This window comes from Streptomyces sp. NPDC021093 (genome assembly GCF_044333135.1).
GTDB lineage: Bacteria > Actinomycetota > Actinomycetes > Streptomycetales > Streptomycetaceae > Streptomyces.
Window position 1 is genome coordinate 630,971 of the sequence record NZ_JBIRQJ010000004.1, and the last position, 18,831, is coordinate 649,801.

Consider the following 18,831-nt stretch of genomic DNA (forward strand, 5'->3'; position numbering starts at 1 on the left):
GGGAACGGTGCGTACGCTCCTTACTTATGAGTACGAACGCTGATCCGCTCGCGGCGCTGGGCGCGCTGCCCGGCGTGCCCGAGGCCGTGGATTCCGTACGCAAGGCCGTGGACCGGGTCTATGGGCACCGCGTCATGCGGCGCCGCAGCAACGAGATCACCGGGGAGGCCGCGCTGCGCGGTGCGCGCGGCTCGGCGGCGCTGTCGGGCGCCGACTGGGCGCTGGAGGAGGTGCGGCGGCGCACCGACTTCAGCGGTGACGACGAGGCCCGGGTGGTCGGCGGGGCTCTGCGGCTGACGGCCGAGGCCGGGCAGCTCCTGTCCATCTGGCGGCAGTCGCCGCTGCGGGTGCTGGCGCGGCTGCATCTGGTGGCGGCCGGCGGCGCGGGTATCGCGGACGAGCTGGTGGGGCGGCCGAGGCTGGCCGGCGAGCCGGTGGACGAGCCGCTCGTCGAGCTTCCGCTGCCGGGTGCGGGGGAAGTGGCGGGGCGTCTTGAGGGGCTGTCGCAGTTGATCATCGCCGGGGGTGCGGCCGCCCCCGCGCTGGTGACGGCGGCGGTGGTGCACGGTGAGCTGCTGGCGCTGCGGCCGTTCGGCTCGCACAACGGGCTCGTCGCGCGTACCGCCGAGCGCATCGTGCTGATCAACAGCGGGCTCGACCCGAAGTCGGTCTGCCCGGCCGAGGTCGGCCACGCGGAACAGGGCCGGGCGGCGTACGTCGCGGCGCTGGAGGGCTACGTGTCCGGTACGCCGGAGGGCGTGGCCGCGTGGATCGCGCACTGCGGGCGTGCGGCGGAACTGGGGGCGCGGGAGTCGACGGCGGTCTGCGAGGCGCTGCAGCGCGGCGCGGCCTGAGGCCTGTCGGCCGCGGGTTCGGCGGCCGGGTCCGGTGGCTGGGTCCGCGGTAATCGTGTCCGGTGGTCGGGTTCGGTGACCGTGTCCGGTGGTCGGGTTCGGCGGCCGGTTTCCCTGTCAGGGCAATCAGGGCAAAGAGATGCGGCGGTACCGGAATAGGTACCGCCGCTGGCATGTCCGCCGGGTTACCAAGCGTCCTCGGATTTTTGCCCATCAGGTCGGGATCTTCGCCCGTGGCCTGGTGCGGCTGGCCCGTAATCGACGGGTCGACGTCGCGTGGGTGCTCGGCTTTCATGCGCGGTCCGTGGGGCCGTAATGCGTAGAAAGGTGATCCTCTCGGATGTCCTTGGTCTCGCGGGCCGTTGAATCCTTTGTACTCCCGTTGGCGGGGAAGCGGAACCCCTGGAAACGCTTCTTTACTTTTACTCTCAAATACGGGCAAACAGTCAGCCGGTGACGGCGGTACGGCGGCGGCTCGCGTACCAGACGAGGCCGGCTGTGGCGGCTGCCGCTCCCACCGCTGCCGCCGCCATCAGAGCCGGGCGGGGCGGCATCGTGAGGGTGGGCAGTCGCTGCTTCAGCCGGACCGGGCGGCTGAAGACGAGAACCGGCCATTCCCGGGCGGTCGCCTCGCGGCGCAGCGCCCGGTCCGGATTGACCGCGAAGGGGTGGCCGACCGACTCCAGCATCGGCACGTCGGTCGCCGAGTCGCTGTAGGCGAAGCAGCGGGCCAGGTCGTACCCCTCGGAGGCGGCGAGGTCCTTGACGGCCTCCGCCTTGGTCGGTCCGTACGCGTAGTACTCCACCTCGCCGGTGAAGCAGCCGTCATCGCCGACGACCATCCGGGTGGCCACCACCCGGTCGGCGCCGAGCAGTTCACCGATCGGCTCGACCACCTCGGCGCCGGACGTCGAGACGATCACGACGTCACGGCCGGCGGCGTGGTGCTCCTCGATGAGGGAGGCGGCCTCGTCGTAGATGATCGGGTCGATCAGGTCGTGCAGGGTCTCGGCGACGATCTCCCGCACCTGCTGGACGTTCCAGCCTTTGCAGAGCGCGGAGAGGTATTCGCGCATGCCCTCCATCTGATCGTGGTCCGCGCCGCCCGCCAGGAAGACGAACTGTGCGTAGGCCGTTCGCAGAACGGCTCGGCGGTTGATCAGTCCGCCTTGGTAGAAGGACTTGCTGAAGGTCAGCGTGCTCGACTTCGCAATGACGGTCTTGTCCAGGTCGAAGAAGGCAGCGGTGCGGGGCAGCGAGCGGTTTTCCACGAGCCGAGCATAGGCGCCCACCATTCGGCGTACGCTGGGGCGCGTGGGTTTGCCTGAGAAGCCTCTCGGGTACACCATGGAAGTCACGGATCGTTCGCGACCGTGCTACCCCGGTTCGGCTCCTCCCCCCCCGAGTCGGACCGTGGCAGACGACCCCCGCTCTCCCCCCCGGCGGGGGTCGTCGCATGTCCGGATGCTTTTTCGGGCCCCTCGGCGGCCTCTGATCCGTGTGCATCGGGCGGGTCCTCTCTCTTGTTCGTGGCTGACGGCGATCCCTTGCACACCTTCAACTCGTCACTCTGCGTAGTTGTTCCGTTCCCCTTGGAAGTCACTGGTAAGGGCGAGCGGAATATTCACAACTGCTGAGTTGTCCACAGTTTTCGAGCAAGATCCACATGGTTTTCCGGATCGCTGCACGGTGATTCCAGCCGCGAAGTTCGCGGATCTCGGAATCGCTTGAGAGCGCAGTGAGAGGGGGCGGGGATCGTGGCTGGACCGATCACACCCGACCGGTTGTCGGCTGCCGAAGGGCGGCGGGGCGGACCGCTGATCGTCACCGAAGATGTGGAGTTGCTCGACGATCTGCTGAGATTGTGCGCCGCAGCGGGCGCGGAGCCGGAAGTTCATCACGGATTGCCGGATCGGCACGGAAGTTGGGAAGCGGCGCCGCTGGTGCTCGTCGGGGACGACGCGGCGGCCCGGGTGCGCGGAGCCGTGCGCAGACGCGGGGTGATGCTCGTCGGGCGCGACCAGGACGACCCGCTGGTCTGGCGGCGGGCCGTCGAGATCGGCGCGGACTACGTGCTGCGCCTGCCCGACGCCGAAACCTGGCTGGTGAACCGGATCGCCGACGCGACGGAGGGCGTCGGCCGTCAGGCACTCACCGTCGGGGTGATGGGCGGACGGGGTGGAGCCGGAGCCTCCACTCTGGCGTGCGCGCTGGCCGTGACGGCCGCGCGGGCCGGCCGGCGCACGATGCTCATCGACGGCGACCCGCTCGGCGGAGGACTCGACGTCCTGCTCGGCGGGGAGAGCGTGCAGGGCATGCGCTGGCCGGATTTCGCCTCTTCGCGGGGGCGGGTCGCCAGTGCGGCGCTGGAGGAATCGCTGCCCCACCTGCACGAGTTGAGGGTGCTGAGCTGGGACCGCAGCGACGCGGTGGTCATCCCGCCGGAGGCGATGCGGGCGGTACTGGCCGCGGCCCGCCGGTCCGGTGGGGTGGTGGTCGTGGACCTGCCGCGCAGGGTGGACGAGAGCGTGGCGGAGGCCCTGGCCCAACTGGACCTCGGGCTGCTCGTAGTGCCCGGTGAACTGCGGGCCGTGGCTGCCGCCCAGCGGGTCGCCGCCACGGCGGGCATGGTGCTGGAGGACTTGCGGACCGTCGTGCGGGGGCCGTACGCGGCCGGGCTCGACGAGGAGTGGGTGGCCAAGGCGCTCGACCTTCCCCTGGTGGGGGAACTTCCGGCCGAGCCGGGGTTGTTGGATGCGCTTGCGGAAGGGGAACCGCCGGGGAGCAGTGCGCGGGGGCCGCTGGCCCGGTTCTGCACTGCGTTCTGGGAGCGGGCGCTGGTTGGGGGTGTGGCCGGATGAATGCGACCGTGCTGTTGAACGCGGTGCGTATGCGCCTCGCGGAGAGCGGGGCCGAGCCGACACCGGCGCGGGTGGCTGCCGTGCTGCGGGAGCAGGGGCGGCTGCTCGGGGACGCGGAGGTGCTGGGCGCCGCGGACGAGTTGAGGTCCGAGCTGGTGGGGGCGGGGCCGCTGGAGCCGCTGCTCGCCGACCCTTCGGTGACCGATGTGCTGGTCTCCGCGCCGGACCGGGTGTGGGTGGACCGTGGGGCGGGTCTGGAGCTCGCTCCGGTGTCCTTCGAGGACGCGGCGGCGGTGCGCAGGCTGGCACAGCGGCTCGCGGCGGTGGCGGGCCGACGTCTCGACGATGCCCGGCCGTGGGTGGACGCGCGGCTGCCGGACGGGACGCGGATGCATGCCGTGCTGCCACCGGTGGCGGCCGGGTCGACGTGCCTGTCGCTGCGGGTCGTGCGGCCCAGGGCGTTCCGGCCCCAGGAACTGGTGGCGGCCGGGACGGTGCCGCCGGGCGGGGACGTGCTGCTGCGGGCGCTGGTCAAGGCCCGGCTGTCGTATCTGATCAGCGGGGGCACGGGAGCCGGGAAGACGACCTTGCTCTCGGCGCTGCTGGGGCTGGTCGGGGAGCGGGAGCGGATCGTGCTCGCCGAGGACTCGGCGGAGCTGCGGCCCGACCATCCGCATGTGGTGCGGCTGGAGTCCCGGCCGCCGAACCAGGAGGGCGCCGGGCGGGTCACTCTGCAGGACCTGGTGCGGCAGGCGCTGCGGATGCGGCCCGACCGGCTGGTGGTCGGTGAGGTCCGCGGGGCCGAAGTGACCGAGCTGCTGGCCGCGTTGAACACCGGGCACGAAGGCGGGTGCGGCACGGTGCACGCCAATGCGGCGGCACAGGTCCCGGCCCGGATGGAAGCCCTGGGGACGGCTGCAGGGCTCGACCGGGCGGCGCTGCACAGCCAGTTGGCGGCGGCCCTGTCGGTGGTCCTGCATCTCGCGCGGGATCGGGACGGCCGGCGGCGGCTCGCCGAGGTGCATGTGCTGGAGCGGGATCCGGCGGGGCTGGTGGTGACGGTGCCCGCGCTGCGGTGGGGCGCCGGCGGATTCGTACGGGAGCGGGGCTGGCCGCGGCTGCGGGAGCTGATCGGGGGTGCGCTGTGACGGGAGGACCGGTCGCGTATGCGGCGATGGTGTGCGCGGGGCTTGCGGGCTGGCTGCTGGTCGGCTGGGACCGGGGGGTGCGGCGGGCCCGGCTGGTCGTGGCCGGGGGCGTGGTGGACGAGCGGGAGACGCCCTGGGAACGGCTCTGGCTGCTGGTGCGGGAGCGGGTGCGGCCGGAGTGGCTGTGCGTGCCGGCGGCGGGGGTGGTCGCCGCGCTGGGGGAGTCGATGGTTCCGCTGGTGCTGGGGGCGGTGGCGGTGCCCCTGGTGGGACGGCGGCTGCGGGCGACGGAGTCGGAGCGGGCGCGCGGGAGACGTACCGACGAGGTGATCGCGCTGTGCGGGGCGGTCAGCGGGGAGCTGCGGGCCGGCAGCCAGCCGGGGCAGGCGCTGTGCGCGGCGGTCGCGGACACCGGCGTACTGGGGGATGCGGCGGCGGAGGTACTGGCGGCGGCCCGGTTCGGGGGTGATGTGCCGGAGGCGCTGTACCGGGCGGCGCGGGAGCCGGGGGCGGACGGGCTGGTCGGGGTGGCGGTCTGCTGGCAGGTGTCGGTGGGCAGTGGGGCCGGACTCGCCTCCGGGCTCGACCGGTTGGAGGCCGCGCTGCGGGCCGAGAGGGACCGGCGGGAGCAGCTCCGGGCCCGGCTGGCCGGAGCCTGGTCGACGGTGGCGCTGCTCGCGGTGCTGCCGGTGGTGGGCGTGCTGATCGGCAGTGCGATGGGCGCCGACCCGCTGAGGGTGCTGCTGCACACACCGCTGGGGCTCGGATGCCTGGTGGCGGGAGGACTGCTGGAGGCCGGGGGTCTGCTGTGGGCCCGCCGGATCGTACGGACCGGAGCGGGGGAGGGCGCGTGAACGGAGAAGTTGTCCACAGGCTGGGGGTGGTGGTGTGCGCTGCTGCGGCCGTGGGATGTCTGGCCTTTGCGGTCGCGGGCCGGAGCAGGGAACGGGAGGCGCGGCGGCGACTGGCGACGCTGCTGGCGGTCGAAGCGGCGGTGTACGGGGCGGGGCGGCGAGGGCGTTTCCGTGGTGGGGCCGAGTGGGTGCGGGGCTGGGGCGGCCCCGCGGGGGCTGTGGTCGCGGGATATGTGCTGGTGGGAGGGGTGTGGGGGTGCCTCGTGGGGGCGGTGGCCGCAGTGGGTGTGCGGCGGTGGCAGCGGGGGCGGCAGCCGCGGGGTGATGCGGCGGCGGAGGATGCTGCCGCAGGTCGTCAACTACCGCTCGCAGCCGATTTGTTGGCGGCCTGCGTGGCTGCCGGTGCGGGGCCACGGGAGGCTGCCGAGGCGGTCGGGGAGTCACTCGGCAGGCCGGTCGGGGAGCGGCTGGCCCGGGCGGCGGCAGAGCTGCGGCTCGGCGGCGAACCGGCCGAGGCGTGGGGGCGGTTGGCGGCGATACCGGGCGCTGCCGGTCTGGCCAGGTGTCTGGAGCGGGCGGGTGCCAGCGGGGCTCCGGCGGCCGGACAGGTCGGGCGGGTGGCGGACGGGCTCAGGGCGGAACGGGCACGCCGGGCCGAGGCTGCGGCGAACAGGGCCGGGGTGCTGATCGTCGTACCGCTGTCGCTCTGCTTCCTGCCCGCCTTCCTGGTGGTGGGCGTGGCACCGGTGGTGATCGGGCTGGGGGAGGGACTGCTGGCTGGTGGGTGAGGTGAGTCGGGGCGACGGGAAGCGGCCCGAAGCAAGATCCGAAGAAAGATCCGAATCGAGAAGTGAGCGGAATCAACGGGAGGTTGAGATGTGGAAGCGGATGAAGGTTCGGGGCTGGGGTTGGGGCTTGGAGCGGGTGCGGGTGCGGGCGCGGGTGCAGATGGCTGGCGACTCAGGGATGACGACCTCCGAGTACGCGGTGGGGACGATCGCGGCGTGCGCCTTCGCGGCGGTGCTCTACAAGGTCGTCAGCAGTGATGCCGTCTCGACGGCGTTGCAGGCGGCGGTGGAGAGGGCGCTCGATGTGCAGTTCTGAGGGGGCGGAGACAGAAGCGGTAGGGGCAGGGGCAGCTCGTCGTGGTGCTGACCGGGGGTATGTGACCGCCGAGGCCGCGCTGACCCTGCCGGTGCTGATGCTGTTCGGGATGGCGCTGGTGTGGGCGCTGATGGCGGCCTCCGCCCAGATCCAGTGCGTGGACGCCGCCCGGGCCGGGGCGCGGGCGGCAGCCAGGCAGGAACCGCAGGCGGCTACCGAGGCGACGGCCAGACAGGCGGCACCGGACGGGGCGAAGGTCGGGTTCCGGCGGGAGGGCGACCTGGTGCGGGTGCTGGTGGAAGCCCCTGTGCCGGGGCCCGGCCGACTGGGGCTGACGCTGCGGGCCGAGGCGGTCGCGCTGGCGGAGGAGACGGTGGGGGTGGGGGTGTGAGAGCGCGTGGCCGGAGGCCGGGGGTGTTCCGGTGGGGGAGGGCGGAGCGGGGTTTGGAGCGGGGGCCGGAGCGGGGGTCGGCGACCGTGTGGGCGCTGGGAGTTGTCGCGCTGCTCGGAGTGGTGTTCACGGGGGTGCTGGCGATGGGACAGGCGGTGGTGGCCCGTCACCGGGCCGGGAGCGGGGCGGACTTGGCGGCGCTGGCGGCGGCAGGGGAATGGGCGCGAGGGGAGGGATCGGCGTGCCGGAGGGCGGAGGAGGTGGCTGGGGCGCAAGGGGTGCGGGTGGTGGGGTGCGTGGTGCGGGGGGAGGTGGCGGACGTTTCGGTGGCGGCGGGGGTGGGGCCGTACGAAGTGGTGGTGAGGTCTCGGGCGGGGTGGGGGTCCGGGGCGGTGGGTGGAGGTGAGGGTGCGGGCGTGGTCGCGCCTGCGGCGGGCCGGGCCCGCACCCCGCCGCTGAGGCACGTTGCGGCTCCGCCGCGTGGCGCTGGTCGCGGGGCCGGGAGCAGCACGGTTCGTGCCGGTGGGGGCTGATGCCCGGGGCTGTGCCCTGCGTACGGGCTGTGCCCTGCGTACGGGCTGTGCCCCGCGCATGGACTGCGTCCGCGCGCTCTCAGGCGTCGGGCGGGCCGGGCGGGCCGGGTGCGTCGGATGGGCTGGAGGTGTCTGGTGAGTGAGGTGAGCCGGGTGGGCTGGAGGCGCCCGGTGAGGGGGGTGTGTCGGGGGAGGGGGTGCTGGTGGGGGCGGCGTTGAGGAGGGTGGTGAGGAGGCGGAGGGCGCCTCGTTTGTGGAGGGGGTCGTTGCCGTTGCCGCACTTGGGGGACTGGATGCAGGAAGGGCAGCCGGCGTCGCACTCGCAGGAGGCGATGGCTTCGCGGGTGGCGGTGAGCCAGGCGTGGGCGGTGTGGAAGCCCCGTTCGGCGAATCCGGCGCCGCCCGGGTGGCCGTCGTAGACGAAGACGGTGGGGAGCAGGGTGTCGGGGTGCAGCGGGATGGAGACGCCGCCGATGTCCCAGCGGTCGCAGGTGGCGAAGAGCGGGAGGAGGCCGATGGCCGCGTGCTCGGCGGCGTGCAGGGCGCCGGGGAGGATCTCCGGGGTGAGGCGGGCGGCGTCGAGGTCGTCCTCGGTGAGGGTCCACCAGACGGCCCGGGTGCGCAGGGTGCGGGGCGGGAGGTCGAGTTTGGTCTCGCCCAGGACCTCGCCGGTGACGAGTTTGCGGCGGAGGAAGGAGACGACCTGGTTCGTGACCTCGACGGAGCCGTAGTGGAGGTGGGCCGTGCCCCAGGGGACGGTGGTGTCGGTGGAGAGGATGGAGATGGCGGTGGTGTCGCGGGCGGTCGTGGAGTAGGGCGGGTTGGCCTCTTCGACGAGGGCTGCGGAGTCTTCCAGGTCGAGGCGGCGGACCAGGTAGGTGCGGCCCTGGTGGAGGTGGACGGCGCCCTCGTGGACGGCGGTGTGGGCGGCTTCGGCGTCGACCGTGCCGAGGAGGCGGCCCGTTGATTCTTCGACGATCTGGATGGGGTTGCCGCCGCCGCCCCGGATGTCGGCGAGGTCGGCGGCCCGTTCGCGGCGGGTCCAGTACCAGGACTTCCCCCGGCGGCGGAGGAGGGAGGCTGATTCGAGGGAGGGGAGGAGGGGGGCGGCGGCCGGGCCGAAGAGGGTGAGGTCGGCGGCGGTGAGAGGCAGTTCGGCAGCTGCCGCGCAGAGGTGGGGCGCCAGGACGTAGGGGTTGTCGGGGTCGAGGACCGTCGATTCGACGGGCTGGTCGAAGAGGGCCTCGGGGTGGTGGGCGAGGTAGGTGTCGAGGGGGTCGTCGCGGGCGACGAGGATGGCGAGGGCGCCTTCGCCGGTGCGGCCCGCGCGGCCGGCTTGCTGCCAGAGGGAGGCTCGGGTGCCGGGGTAGCCGGCGATGAGGACGGCGTCCAGGCCGGAGACGTCGATGCCGAGTTCCAGGGCAGTGGTGGCGGCGAGACCGAGCAGTTCGCCGGAGTGCAGGGCGGCTTCGAGGGCGCGGCGCTCTTCCGGGAGGTAGCCGCCTCGGTAGGCCGCCACCCGGTGGGGGAGCGAGTGGTCGATCGAGGCCAGGCGTTCTTTGGTGATGAGGGAGATCAGTTCGGCTCCGCGGCGGGAGCGAACGAAGGCAACTGTGCGGATTTTGTGCAGGATCAGGTCGGTGAGGAGGTCGGCGGTCTCCGCGGTGGCGGTTCGCCGGACGGGGGCTTCCCGCTCGCCGTGGAGGTCGGTGAGCGGCGGTTCCCAGAGGGCGAAGACCAGTTCCCCGCGCGGGGAGGCGTCGTCGGAGACCTCGCGGACGGGCAGGCCGGTGAGGCGGCTCGCGGCGACCGCGGGGTCGGCGGCGGTGGCGGAGGCGAGGAGGAAGACCGGGTTCGCTCCGTACCTCTCGCAGAGGCGGCGCAGGCGCCGGATCACCTGGGCGACGTGCGAGCCGAAGACGCCCCGGTAGGTGTGGCACTCGTCGATGACGACGTAGCGGAGGGCCTTGAGGAAGGAGGACCAGCGGGCGTGGGAGGGGAGGATGCCGCGGTGCAGCATGTCCGGATTGGTGAGGACCAGGTTGGCGTACTGGCGTACCCACTCGCGTTCCTCGACCGGGGTGTCACCGTCGTAGACCGCCGGGCGGATCGCGTTGCCGAGAGGGGCGGCGAGGGATTTCACCGCGCGGCGCTGATCGGCGGCCAGGGCCTTGGTGGGGGCGAGGTAGAGGGCCGTGGCGCCGCGGCCGTTGGGGGCCTCGGAGCCGTCGAGGAGGGTGGTGAGGACCGGGGCCAGGTAGGCGAGGGACTTCCCGGACGCCGTTCCTGTGGAGATCACCACGGACTCGCCGTCCAGTGCGTGCTCGGCACCTTGTGCCTGGTGGGTCCAGGGGTGTTCGATCCCGGTTTCGCGGATGGCCGCGATCACTTCCGTTCGGATGCGGTCCGGCCATACTGCATGGCTGCCCTCCCGCGGGGGCAAGTGCTCCGTATGAGTGATGCGAGCGGCCCGGCTCTCCCCTGCGGCGAGACGGGCGAGGACCTCGCCCGGAGACGGGGCCTGGGCCCTGCTCTGGGGAGGTCGTCCGGGACGGGGATTCTTGGCCATCACCGCCGAGTGTGTCACTGGCGTGACGGACAATGGTCCCAAGGCGTCGTGCTCGCCTGCTGGTAAGTGATTGAATGCGTTTCGCGGCTGGCGTTCCGTCCTCTGGCTCCGCCGGGGAGACCTCAGGGGGGCGGCCGCTCGATAGCAAGGTGCTGGAGGATCCGTGGACCTGTCCCTGTCGACTCGCAACGTGACCGGACCTGCCGGCGACCGTACGGTCGTCGAGGTCGGTGGCGAGATTGATGTGTATACCGCGCCCAAGCTGCGCGAGCAGTTGGTCGAGTTGGTGAACGACGGCAGTTACCACCTGGTCGTCGACATGGAGGGCGTGGACTTCCTCGACTCCACCGGCCTCGGCGTGCTCGTGGGCGGACTGAAGCGTGTGCGTGCCCATGAGGGCTCGCTGCGCCTGGTCTGCAACCAGGAGCGCATTCTCAAGATCTTCCGGATTACCGGACTGACCAAGGTGTTTCCCATCCACACCACGGTCGACGAAGCCGTCGCGGCCACCGACTGACGGCTTCCGGTCTCCGGAGGCAGAACAGAATCAAAGAGCAGTACAACGCGGGGTGCCGGGCTTGTAGCCCGGCCTCCTGCGGATGCACGCCCGTACGTCAAGGGGGAGCGCAATGGCCACCGTGGAACTCCGTTTCAGCGCCCAGCCCGAACACGTCAGGACGGCCCGCCTCGTGGCGGCCGCCGTGGCGCGTCGGGCCGGGGTCGACGAGGCGGTGCTGGACGAAGTCCGGCTCGCGGTGGGCGAGGCGTGCTCCCGGGCCGTGGGGCTGCACCGTACGAACGGCATTACGGCTCCGGTACGGGTCGCGCTGACCGAGGAGGAGAAGACCTTCTCCATCGAGGTCGGCGACGAGGTTCCCGGACCGGCCGGTTCGGTGCCGGGCGCGCGCAGTACACCGGAGTCGGTGCCGGGTGCTGTGGATCTCGATTCCGACGGTGAGGACGACATGGGCCTCGCCGTGATCAGTGGACTCGTCGACGACCTCGAAGTGGTCGGCGGGGAGAACGGCGGAATGATCCGCATGAGCTGGCCCACCGCTTCCGCGGTGGCGATGCCCTGAGGTCTCTGAGACCCCTGAGGTAATGCTCTTGCGGTATTTCCGTAAGCGATATTCGTGAGGCCCTGCTGAGCAGGGCCTTTCGTTTTTTCCCGGCCGTTTCAAAATCATTTCGAGAGATCGATTTCACTGCGGTCTGTTGAGATCAGCTTCCGCTACCTACAATCCGTCCACGTCTTGAGCTCTGTGCGTCAAGGAGGACGAATGGCGGGACTCTTCAACTCCCCACAGTCCGAACACTTCTCGAACCTCGCGGTTTCACTCACCGACAACAACCGGCTCATCGTGATCGTCATCGCCGCTGTCGCGATCGCCGCACTGATCGTCGCTCGCCTGCTGACACGGCAGGTACTGGCGGCCGACGAGGGCACCGACTCCATGAAGGAGATCGCAGCCGCCGTGCAGGAGGGCGCAAATGCCTATCTGATGCGGCAGTTGCGGACTCTCGGGATCTTCGCGGTGGTGGTGGTATTCCTGTTGCTGCTGCTTCCGGCGGACAACACCTCGCAGCGGATAGGGCGTTCGCTGTTCTTCCTCGTCGGCGCGATCTTTTCCGCGGCCACCGGATACATAGGTATGCGCCTTGCCGTACGAAGCAATGTGCGTGTCGCGGCGGCTGCGCGGGAAGCGACTCCTGCGGAGGGTGAGGCGGAGAAGGATCTCAAAACCGTCTCGCACAAAGCGATGAAGATCGCTTTTCGTACGGGTGGCGTCGTCGGCATGATTACCGTGGGCCTCGGCCTGCTCGGTGCGGCCGTCGTCGTCCTCGTGTACGCCGACCACGCCCCCAAGGTTCTGGAGGGCTTCGGGCTCGGTGCCGCGCTCATCGCGATGTTCATGCGGGTCGGCGGCGGCATCTTCACCAAGGCCGCCGACGTCGGCGCCGACCTGGTCGGCAAGGTCGAACAGGGCATTCCGGAGGACGATCCGCGCAATGCCGCGACCATCGCCGACAACGTGGGCGACAACGTCGGCGACTGCGCGGGCATGGCGGCCGACCTCTTCGAGTCGTACGCCGTCACGCTCGTCGCCGCGCTGATCCTGGGCATGGCGGCCTTCGGCGACGCGGGACTCGCGTTCCCGCTGATCGTTCCCGCGATCGGTGTGATCACCGCCATGATCGGCATCTTCGCCGTCGCGCCCCGGCGCAGCGACCGCAGCGGCATGACCGCGATCAACCGCGGGTTCTTCATCTCCGCCGCGATCTCGCTGGTGCTGGTCGCCGTCGCCGTCTTCGTGCACCTGCCGTCCTCGTACGCCGATCTGGAAGGCGTCGGGGACAAGTCGGTGCTCGGGCACAGCGGCGATCCGCGGATGCTGGCGCTGGTGGCCGTCGCCATCGGCATCGTGCTGGCCGCGCTGATCCAGCAGCTCACCGGGTACTTCACGGAGACGACGAGGCGGCCGGTCCGCGACATCGGCAAGTCGTCGCTGACGGGGCCCGCGACCGTGGTCCTGGCCGGCATCTCGATCGGGCTCGAATCCGCCGTCTACACCGCGCTGCTCATCGGGCTCGGCGTGTACGGGGCCTTCCTGCTCGGTGGTACGTCGATCATCCTGGCCCTCTTCGCGGTCGCGCTGGCCGGGACCGGGCTGCTCACCACCGTCGGCGTCATCGTCGCCATGGACACCTTCGGGCCGGTCTCCGACAACGCGCAGGGCATCGCCGAGATGTCCGGCGACGTGACCGGGGCGGGCGCGCAGGTGCTCACCGACCTGGACGCGGTGGGCAACACGACGAAGGCCATCACCAAGGGGATCGCCATCGCGACGGCCGTCCTCGCGGCGGCCGCGCTCTTCGGCTCGTACCGGGACGCCATCCTGGGCGCGGCGCGGAAGGCGGGCCTCGTGACCGGCGGCGAGGGCACCCCGGTCAGCCTCTCCATGGACATCTCGCAGCCGAACAACCTGGTCGGGCTGATGCTCGGCGCCGCGGTCGTCTTCCTCTTCTCGGGTCTCGCGATCAACGCGGTGTCCAGGTCGGCGGGGGCCGTGGTCTTCGAGGTGCGGCGGCAGTTCCGCGAGCACCCCGGGATCATGGACTACACGGAGAAGCCGGAGTACGGACGGGTCGTCGACATCTGTACGAAGGACGCGCTGCGGGAGCTGGCGACGCCGGGGCTGCTCGCCGTGATGGCCCCGATCGCCGTGGGCTTCACCTTCGGCGTCGGCGCGCTCGGCTCGTACCTCGCGGGTGCGATCGGGGCGGGCACGCTGATGGCGGTCTTCCTCGCGAACTCCGGCGGGGCCTGGGACAACGCCAAGAAGCTCGTCGAGGACGGGCACCACGGCGGCAAGGGCAGCGAGGCGCACTCCGCGACCGTGATCGGCGACACCGTCGGCGACCCCTTCAAGGACACCGCGGGCCCCGCGATCAACCCGCTGCTGAAGGTGATGAACCTGGTGGCGCTGCTGATCGCACCCGCCGTGGTGCAGTTCAGCTTCGGCGTCGACGCGAGTCCGTGGGTACGGGCCGTGGTCGCGGTCATCGCCTTCGGCGTGATCGTCGGAGCGGTGTACGTGTCCAAGCGGCGCGGCATCGTCATGGGCGACGAAGCGGGCGGTGACGGTGGTCACGGTGACGGCGGACACGGTGACGAAGGCAACTCCGGGGGCGTTCCCGAGCAGGCCGGACCGTCCGTGACGACGAAGGCGGTGCCGTAGCGAGTCTGGTAATGGCAGGTCAGAAGGCAGGCGGGCGACACGCGTTGGCGTGCCGTCCGCCCGCTTCGTGCGCGGGCGCGGGAGGGGGCGTGAGCCGTCTCTCTCCTGGTGCAAATGGCTTCAATACTGGGTGAATGGGATGCCCGACACGCGGTGGTAGCCCACTTGGCGTGTATGTTCCGGGGCCGAGAACCTTGGAAGGGACCAATCCGGTGAACAAGAAGCTTGCAGCCGCACTGTCCGGCGGTGCGGTACTCGTGATGATGGCGACGCTGTCCGGCTGCGGAGACGACGCAGAGGACAAGAAAGCGGAGTGGTCCAAGGCTTTCTGCCCGAAGGAGAAGACCGCTCTCGACAAGCGGAGCAAGGCCGAGCAGCTGATCGTCGCGACGGCTGCCGACGGCAAGCCCGAGGACATCAAGAAGGCCGATGTGGCGGCCTTCCAGCAGGTCGCGGAGTCGAACCGGGCGCTGGCCGAGGCGCTGCGCACGTCGGGCGTGCCGCCGATCGACAAGGGAGAGCAGCTCCAGAAGGACGGCATCAAGCAGCTTGAGGCGCAGGCCGCCGCGTACACCGCGCTGAAGAAGAAGGCCGAAGCCCTCGACCCGAAGAACGGCGACGCGTTCGCGAAGGGTCTGAAGGAGATCGGCGCCGACATGGAGAAGGCGGACAAGCTGCTCAGCAAGGCGCAGCCGACCTGCCAGAAGCCGAAGGACGGCGCGGGGAGCCCGGCCGCGGGCCAGTAGGGCCCGCCCAGTGGCGGGCCCGGTTCCGGGCGCGGAGTGGAGCGGGCTGACGGGCCCGTGGCCCGGAGCGGGCCGACGGATCCGCGGCCCGGGGCGCCGTTGCCGTGTCACGGGGGCGGGCCGCCTCCGTGGGTACGGCGATTGTCAGTGGCAGCGGTGACAATGGCCGGGTGAGTCAGACCAGCCTTTCCGCGCCCCTGCCCGAGTCCCTGCCCGCCCCCGAGAGCGCTCCCCGGTTGCGGGAAGCCCTGCTCGCCGCGGCCTTCACCGCCGACGGGCTGCTCGACCTGCTCGGCGCGCCCGCGTACAGCGCGCTGGCCCGCGGTGAGACCGTGCCCGCGCTGCGGGCGACCCGGACGACCGGGCCGCTGGAGACGCTGGTGCGGCTCTTCCTGCTCCAGGAGTCCGTGCCGGCCGAGCGGGCCGCCGGCGTGCTGCCGGTGGAGCTGTGCCTGGCCGACGGCTGGCTGGTGGCCGAGGGCGATGACGTACGGGCCCGGGTCGACGTGCGGCCGTACGGCGGGGACGAGGGCCAGGACTGGTTCATCGTGTCCGACCTGGGGCGCGCGGTCGGCGGCGCGGGCGGTGCGGGCACCCGCGAGGAGGGCGTCGTGCTCGGGGTCGGCGGCGCTTCCACCACGCTCGCCGGAATCACCGTACGTACGCCTGTCGGCGCCGCCCTCGACGTCGGTACGGGCTCCGGCATCCAGGCACTGCACGCCGCACAGCACGCGGTGCGGGTCACCGCCACCGATCTGAACCCGCGCGCGCTCGACTTCACCCGGCTCACCCTCGCCCTGTCGGGGGCAGCCGGCGCCGAACTCCTTGAGGGCTCGTTGTTCGAGCCGGTCGGGGGCGCCGCGTACGACTTGATCGTCTCCAACCCGCCCTTCGTCATCTCGCCCGGCGCCCGGCTGACGTACCGGGACGGCGGGATGGGCGGGGACGATCTGTGCCGCACGATCGTTCAGGGAGCGGGCGAGCTGCTGAACGAGGGGGGATACGCGCAGTTCCTCGCCAACTGGCAGCACGTGGAGGGCGAGGACTGGCAGGACCGGCTCCGCTCCTGGGTGCCGCGCGGCTGCGACGCGTGGATCGTGCAGCGCGAGGTGCAGGACATCACGCAGTACGCCGAGCTGTGGCTGCGCGACGGCGGCGACCACCGCACGGACCCCGCCGACTACGCCGCGCGGTACGAGGCGTGGCTGGACGAGTTCGAGGCCCGCAAGACCACCGGGGTCGGTTTCGGCTGGATCACGCTGCGCAAGTCCGCGGCCGCACAGGACGCGCCGTCGATCACCGTCGAGGAGTGGCCGCACCCCGTCGAGCAGCCGCTCGGCCCGGTGATCGTGGCGCACTTCGAGCGCCAGGACTATCTGCGCGGCCACGACGACGCGGCGCTGCTCGCCGACCGTTTCAAGCTGGCCGACGAGGTCGTGCAGGAGCAGATCGGGGCCCCGGGGGCCGAGGACCCGGAGTACGTGGTGCTGCGCCAGAACCGGGGGATGCGGCGGGCGACGAAGGTCGACACGGTCGGCGCGGGCTTCGCGGGAGTGTCCGACGGGTCGCTGACCGCCGGGCAGATCCTGGACGCGATCGCCCAACTCATCGAGGAGGACCCGGTGTTGCTCCGGGACCGGACGCCGGAGGCCATCCGGCTGCTGGTGGAGCAGGGGTTCCTGGAGCCGCTTGAGGAGGGGAGGGAATGAAGTGACGGCATTTGCCCGGTAAGGGGCTCTGTGTCGCCCCGGAGGCGCGGCTACCGTCGAGAGGGTGCGTGACGACGCACGTCGGCATGCACGGGAGAGCAGCGGTCTCGGGTACGCGGTCTCGGGGGAGGCGCCATGGCGGGCGGCACGCCGGAACGGGGCGGACAGCAGGGTGGGCAGCGGGGCGGACAGCGCATCGTCGCGGGCCGGTACCGGCTGGTGCGGAAGCTGGGCGCGGGCGGTATGGGGCGCGTGTGGCTGGCGTACGACCAGGAGTTGGCCATCGAGGTCTCCATCAAGGAGATCGTCATGCCGGAAGGCACGGACGCGGCCCCGGTCGACGACGGCGAGCGCGCCGAGCGGATCGCCCGCGCACGCAGCGAGGCCCGCAACGCCGCCCGGCTGCGCGGCCATCCGCATGTGGTGACCGTGCACGACGTGGTGGTGGACCACGGACTGCCCTGGATCGTCATGGAGTTCGTGCCGGACGCCGTCGATCTCCAGTCGGTGGTGCGGAGTTCGGGCCCGCTCCCGCCCGACGAGACCGCGCGGATCGGGCTCGCCGTGCTCGACGCGCTGGCCTTCGGGCACCGGATCGGCGTCCTGCACAGGGACGTGAAACCGGCCAACATCCTTCTCGCGCCGGACGATTCGGGCCCGTACGGACGTGTGCTGCTGACCGACTACGGGATCGCGCTCCAGCCGGGGTCGAACGAGCCCCGGCTGACGGCCACCGCCGGGATCCTCGGCACACCCGGGTACTTGGCCCCGGAGCGGGCGCGCGGCGACCCGCCGACACCCGCCGCCGACTTCTTCTCGCTCGGCGCGACGCTGTACTCGGCGGTCGAGGGCCGGGGTGCCTTCGACCGGCCCGACGACTACGCGATGCTCACCGCCCTGCTGACGGAACCTCCCGCTCCGCCGGTACGGGCCGGGGAGCTGCTGGGGCCGGTGCTGCTGGGGCTCCTGACGAAGAATCCGGTACGGCGGTCCGCGCCCGAGACGGTGGCGCGGGGGCTGGAGCGGGTACGGCAGGGGCCGGTGGCGGGATTCGGTCCTGTGCTGCCGTACGGGGGTGGAGGGACTGGCTCCGGTGGACCGCCGAGCGGGACGGTGCCGCTGGGCAGGGGGGTGTCCACACCGGGCGGGACGCCGCAGGGGAGTCCGTACGAGCCGCCGAATCCGTATCCGTACGAGCCGAATCCGTACGCGGCGATGGGGGTCGGCGGGCTCGGCGGGGGAACGCCGTCGACGCCGGGCACTCCGGTCGACGGCCCGGGCGTGCCGGGTGCGCCCGGGGCGCCGGACGGCGGCAGGCCGAAGCATCGGCGGGGCGTCGTGCTGGGGGCCGCCGTCGCGGCGCTGCTCGCGATCGGCGGCGGCACGTGGGCGGTGCTGGCCATCGGCGGGGACGAGAAGGGCGGGACCGGCGCGGGTGGGGCCAAGTCGTCGGCCGAACCGGCCGAGGCCTCGGCCTCGCCGAGTGATGCGGGCGGTGGCTCGGGCGAGCTCTATCCGTACGGCGAGACCGTCGGGCTGACCAAGCCGCTCGGGGTGGGCGACTGCGTCAGCACCGTGTGGTTCAGCAAGCCGTTCACGGGCCGGCCCAACATCGGGACGGCGGACTGCGCGACGGGCGTACCCGACGGGCAGGTGATGACGGTGGAGAAGTTCGACACCGCGCAGGAGGCGAAGCGGGACGGGGCCGAGCTGTGCCGGGGCCGGACCCGGTCCTTGGTGGCGGCGCTGCCCGACGCGGCGCCGTATGCGCTGATCCCGACGGCGCAGGGGTTCGACACGGCGGGCGGGCAGGTCGTCTGCCTGGTGCTCGGCCGGTCCACCGGGATCGGCAGTGAGGTGGGACGGTTCCGCGACACGGGGCTCGACCTGCCGGTGTCGGGGATGGCGGTCGGCGACTGCTGGACGTACAAGCAGCTCAAGGACACCTGGGCCGCGCTGCTGACCGACTGTGCGAATCCGCACACGGATCAGGTGATCGGCTCGCTGTGGGCGCCGGCCGGGATGGCGTACCAGCGGGCGGTCGACAACGCGAACAAGCTGTGCGGCAACAAGTTCGAGCCGGTCTGGGCACCGGGCGACAAGTTGTCCGTGAACGGCAGCATGGCGGGCGCGTCCGAGTGGAACACCGGTTTCAGGAAGGTCGTCTGCACGGTGGGCCGGGCGGACCGGAAGGCGGAGTCCGGGACGCTCTCGCCGACGGGCGGGTGAGGGACCCGGGGGCGCGGACGGACGACGGCCCCGCCGACGGGCGGGCGGCGGTCTCACGGACGGCGGACGGCGGGCGGCGGTCTCACGGACGGC

16 protein-coding genes are annotated in these 18,831 nt (G+C 71.9%); 14 read left to right on the plus strand and 2 right to left on the minus strand.

The window, feature by feature from the left end; all coding sequences use genetic code 11:
- Positions 1–26: 26 nt before the first annotated feature.
- Complete coding sequence (locus ACH4SP_RS15465) at positions 27–854, plus strand: oxidoreductase (RefSeq protein WP_398414802.1); 828 nt, start codon at positions 27–29, stop codon at positions 852–854.
- A 446-nt stretch (positions 855–1,300) separates the two neighbouring features.
- Here ACH4SP_RS15465 and ACH4SP_RS15470 read toward each other — a convergent pair whose 3' ends face one another.
- A complete protein-coding gene (locus ACH4SP_RS15470) occupies positions 1,301–2,149 on the minus strand; it encodes an HAD family hydrolase (protein WP_398414804.1) in 849 nt (282 codons plus the stop codon).
- 462 nt (positions 2,150–2,611) lie between these two features.
- On the opposite strand from ACH4SP_RS15470, the gene ssd reads away from it, so the two are divergent.
- The 7 genes from ssd to ACH4SP_RS15505 all read left to right on the plus strand — a co-directional run bounded on the left by ssd (position 2,612) and on the right by ACH4SP_RS15505 (position 7,745).
- A complete protein-coding gene (gene ssd / locus ACH4SP_RS15475; RefSeq protein ID WP_398414806.1) occupies positions 2,612–3,715 on the plus strand; it encodes a septum site-determining protein Ssd in 1,104 nt (367 codons plus the stop codon).
- The gene (locus tag ACH4SP_RS15480) at positions 3,712–4,863 is read left to right on the plus strand and encodes a TadA family conjugal transfer-associated ATPase (protein ID WP_398414808.1); all 1,152 of its coding nucleotides are present in this window, start codon (positions 3,712–3,714) and stop codon (positions 4,861–4,863) included. Before ssd ends, ACH4SP_RS15480 begins: the two co-directional genes overlap by 4 nt.
- A 26-nt stretch (positions 4,864–4,889) precedes the next feature.
- The gene (locus ACH4SP_RS15485; RefSeq protein WP_398415100.1) at positions 4,890–5,717 is read left to right on the plus strand and encodes a type II secretion system F family protein; all 828 of its coding nucleotides are present in this window, start codon (positions 4,890–4,892) and stop codon (positions 5,715–5,717) included.
- Positions 5,714–6,505 carry a type II secretion system F family protein gene (locus ACH4SP_RS15490; protein WP_398414809.1) on the plus strand — a complete coding sequence of 264 codons (792 nt, stop codon included), beginning with the start codon at positions 5,714–5,716 and terminating at the stop codon, positions 6,503–6,505. The genes ACH4SP_RS15485 and ACH4SP_RS15490 overlap by 4 nt, the downstream gene beginning before the upstream one ends.
- An 88-nt stretch (positions 6,506–6,593) precedes the next feature.
- Complete coding sequence (locus ACH4SP_RS15495) at positions 6,594–6,821, plus strand: DUF4244 domain-containing protein (protein ID WP_398414810.1); 228 nt, start codon at positions 6,594–6,596, stop codon at positions 6,819–6,821.
- Between the two features lie 61 nt (positions 6,822–6,882).
- Positions 6,883–7,212 (plus strand): TadE family type IV pilus minor pilin, encoded by a 330-nt coding sequence (locus ACH4SP_RS15500; protein ID WP_398414812.1) that lies wholly within the window; start codon positions 6,883–6,885, stop codon positions 7,210–7,212.
- A gap of 23 nt (positions 7,213–7,235) precedes the next feature.
- A complete protein-coding gene (locus ACH4SP_RS15505) occupies positions 7,236–7,745 on the plus strand; it encodes an Rv3654c family TadE-like protein (protein ID WP_398414814.1) in 510 nt (169 codons plus the stop codon).
- Between the two features lie 79 nt (positions 7,746–7,824).
- Here ACH4SP_RS15505 and ACH4SP_RS15510 read toward each other — a convergent pair whose 3' ends face one another.
- Complete coding sequence (locus ACH4SP_RS15510) at positions 7,825–10,314, minus strand: DEAD/DEAH box helicase (protein ID WP_398414816.1); 2,490 nt, start codon at positions 10,312–10,314, stop codon at positions 7,825–7,827.
- Positions 10,315–10,477: 163 nt separating this feature from the next.
- On the opposite strand from ACH4SP_RS15510, the gene ACH4SP_RS15515 reads away from it, so the two are divergent.
- The 6 genes from ACH4SP_RS15515 (at position 10,478) to ACH4SP_RS15540 (ending at position 18,738) form a co-directional block, all read left to right on the plus strand.
- Positions 10,478–10,831 (plus strand): STAS domain-containing protein, encoded by a 354-nt coding sequence (locus ACH4SP_RS15515; protein ID WP_185033884.1) that lies wholly within the window; start codon positions 10,478–10,480, stop codon positions 10,829–10,831.
- Positions 10,832–10,943: 112 nt separating this feature from the next.
- Positions 10,944–11,393, plus strand: a complete 450-nt coding sequence (locus ACH4SP_RS15520; RefSeq protein ID WP_398414820.1) for an ATP-binding protein — start codon at positions 10,944–10,946, stop codon at positions 11,391–11,393.
- Positions 11,394–11,594: 201 nt separating this feature from the next.
- Complete coding sequence (locus ACH4SP_RS15525; protein WP_398414823.1) at positions 11,595–14,054, plus strand: sodium-translocating pyrophosphatase; 2,460 nt, start codon at positions 11,595–11,597, stop codon at positions 14,052–14,054.
- Positions 14,055–14,266: 212 nt separating this feature from the next.
- Entirely contained in the window at positions 14,267–14,800 is a 534-nt protein-coding gene (locus ACH4SP_RS15530) for a small secreted protein (RefSeq protein ID WP_398414825.1), read from the plus strand.
- Between the two features lie 170 nt (positions 14,801–14,970).
- On the plus strand, positions 14,971–16,509 hold the full coding sequence (locus tag ACH4SP_RS15535) for a methyltransferase (RefSeq protein WP_398414827.1): 1,539 nt from the start codon (positions 14,971–14,973) through the stop codon (positions 16,507–16,509).
- Positions 16,510–16,644: 135 nt separating this feature from the next.
- Positions 16,645–18,738, plus strand: a complete 2,094-nt coding sequence (locus ACH4SP_RS15540) for a serine/threonine-protein kinase (protein ID WP_398414829.1) — start codon at positions 16,645–16,647, stop codon at positions 18,736–18,738.
- Positions 18,739–18,831 lie beyond the last annotated feature (93 nt).

Bases quoted from the DNA above. Each gene is read 5' to 3' on its own strand.
- ACH4SP_RS15525 (WP_398414823.1), top strand. From the start codon at position 11,595: ATGGCGGGACTCTTCAACTCCCCACAGTCCGAACACTTCTCGAACCTC.
- ACH4SP_RS15540 (WP_398414829.1), top strand. From the start codon at position 16,645: ATGGCGGGCGGCACGCCGGAACGGGGCGGACAGCAGGGTGGGCAGCGG.
- ACH4SP_RS15510 (WP_398414816.1), bottom strand. From the start codon at position 10,314: ATGGCCAAGAATCCCCGTCCCGGACGACCTCCCCAGAGCAGGGCCCAG.
- ACH4SP_RS15520 (WP_398414820.1), top strand. From the start codon at position 10,944: ATGGCCACCGTGGAACTCCGTTTCAGCGCCCAGCCCGAACACGTCAGG.
- ACH4SP_RS15495 (WP_398414810.1), top strand. From the start codon at position 6,594: ATGTGGAAGCGGATGAAGGTTCGGGGCTGGGGTTGGGGCTTGGAGCGG.
- ACH4SP_RS15470 (WP_398414804.1), bottom strand. From the start codon at position 2,149: ATGGTGGGCGCCTATGCTCGGCTCGTGGAAAACCGCTCGCTGCCCCGC.
- ACH4SP_RS15485 (WP_398415100.1), top strand. From the start codon at position 4,890: ATGGTGTGCGCGGGGCTTGCGGGCTGGCTGCTGGTCGGCTGGGACCGG.
- ACH4SP_RS15480 (WP_398414808.1), top strand. From the start codon at position 3,712: ATGAATGCGACCGTGCTGTTGAACGCGGTGCGTATGCGCCTCGCGGAG.
- ACH4SP_RS15465 (WP_398414802.1), top strand. From the start codon at position 27: ATGAGTACGAACGCTGATCCGCTCGCGGCGCTGGGCGCGCTGCCCGGC.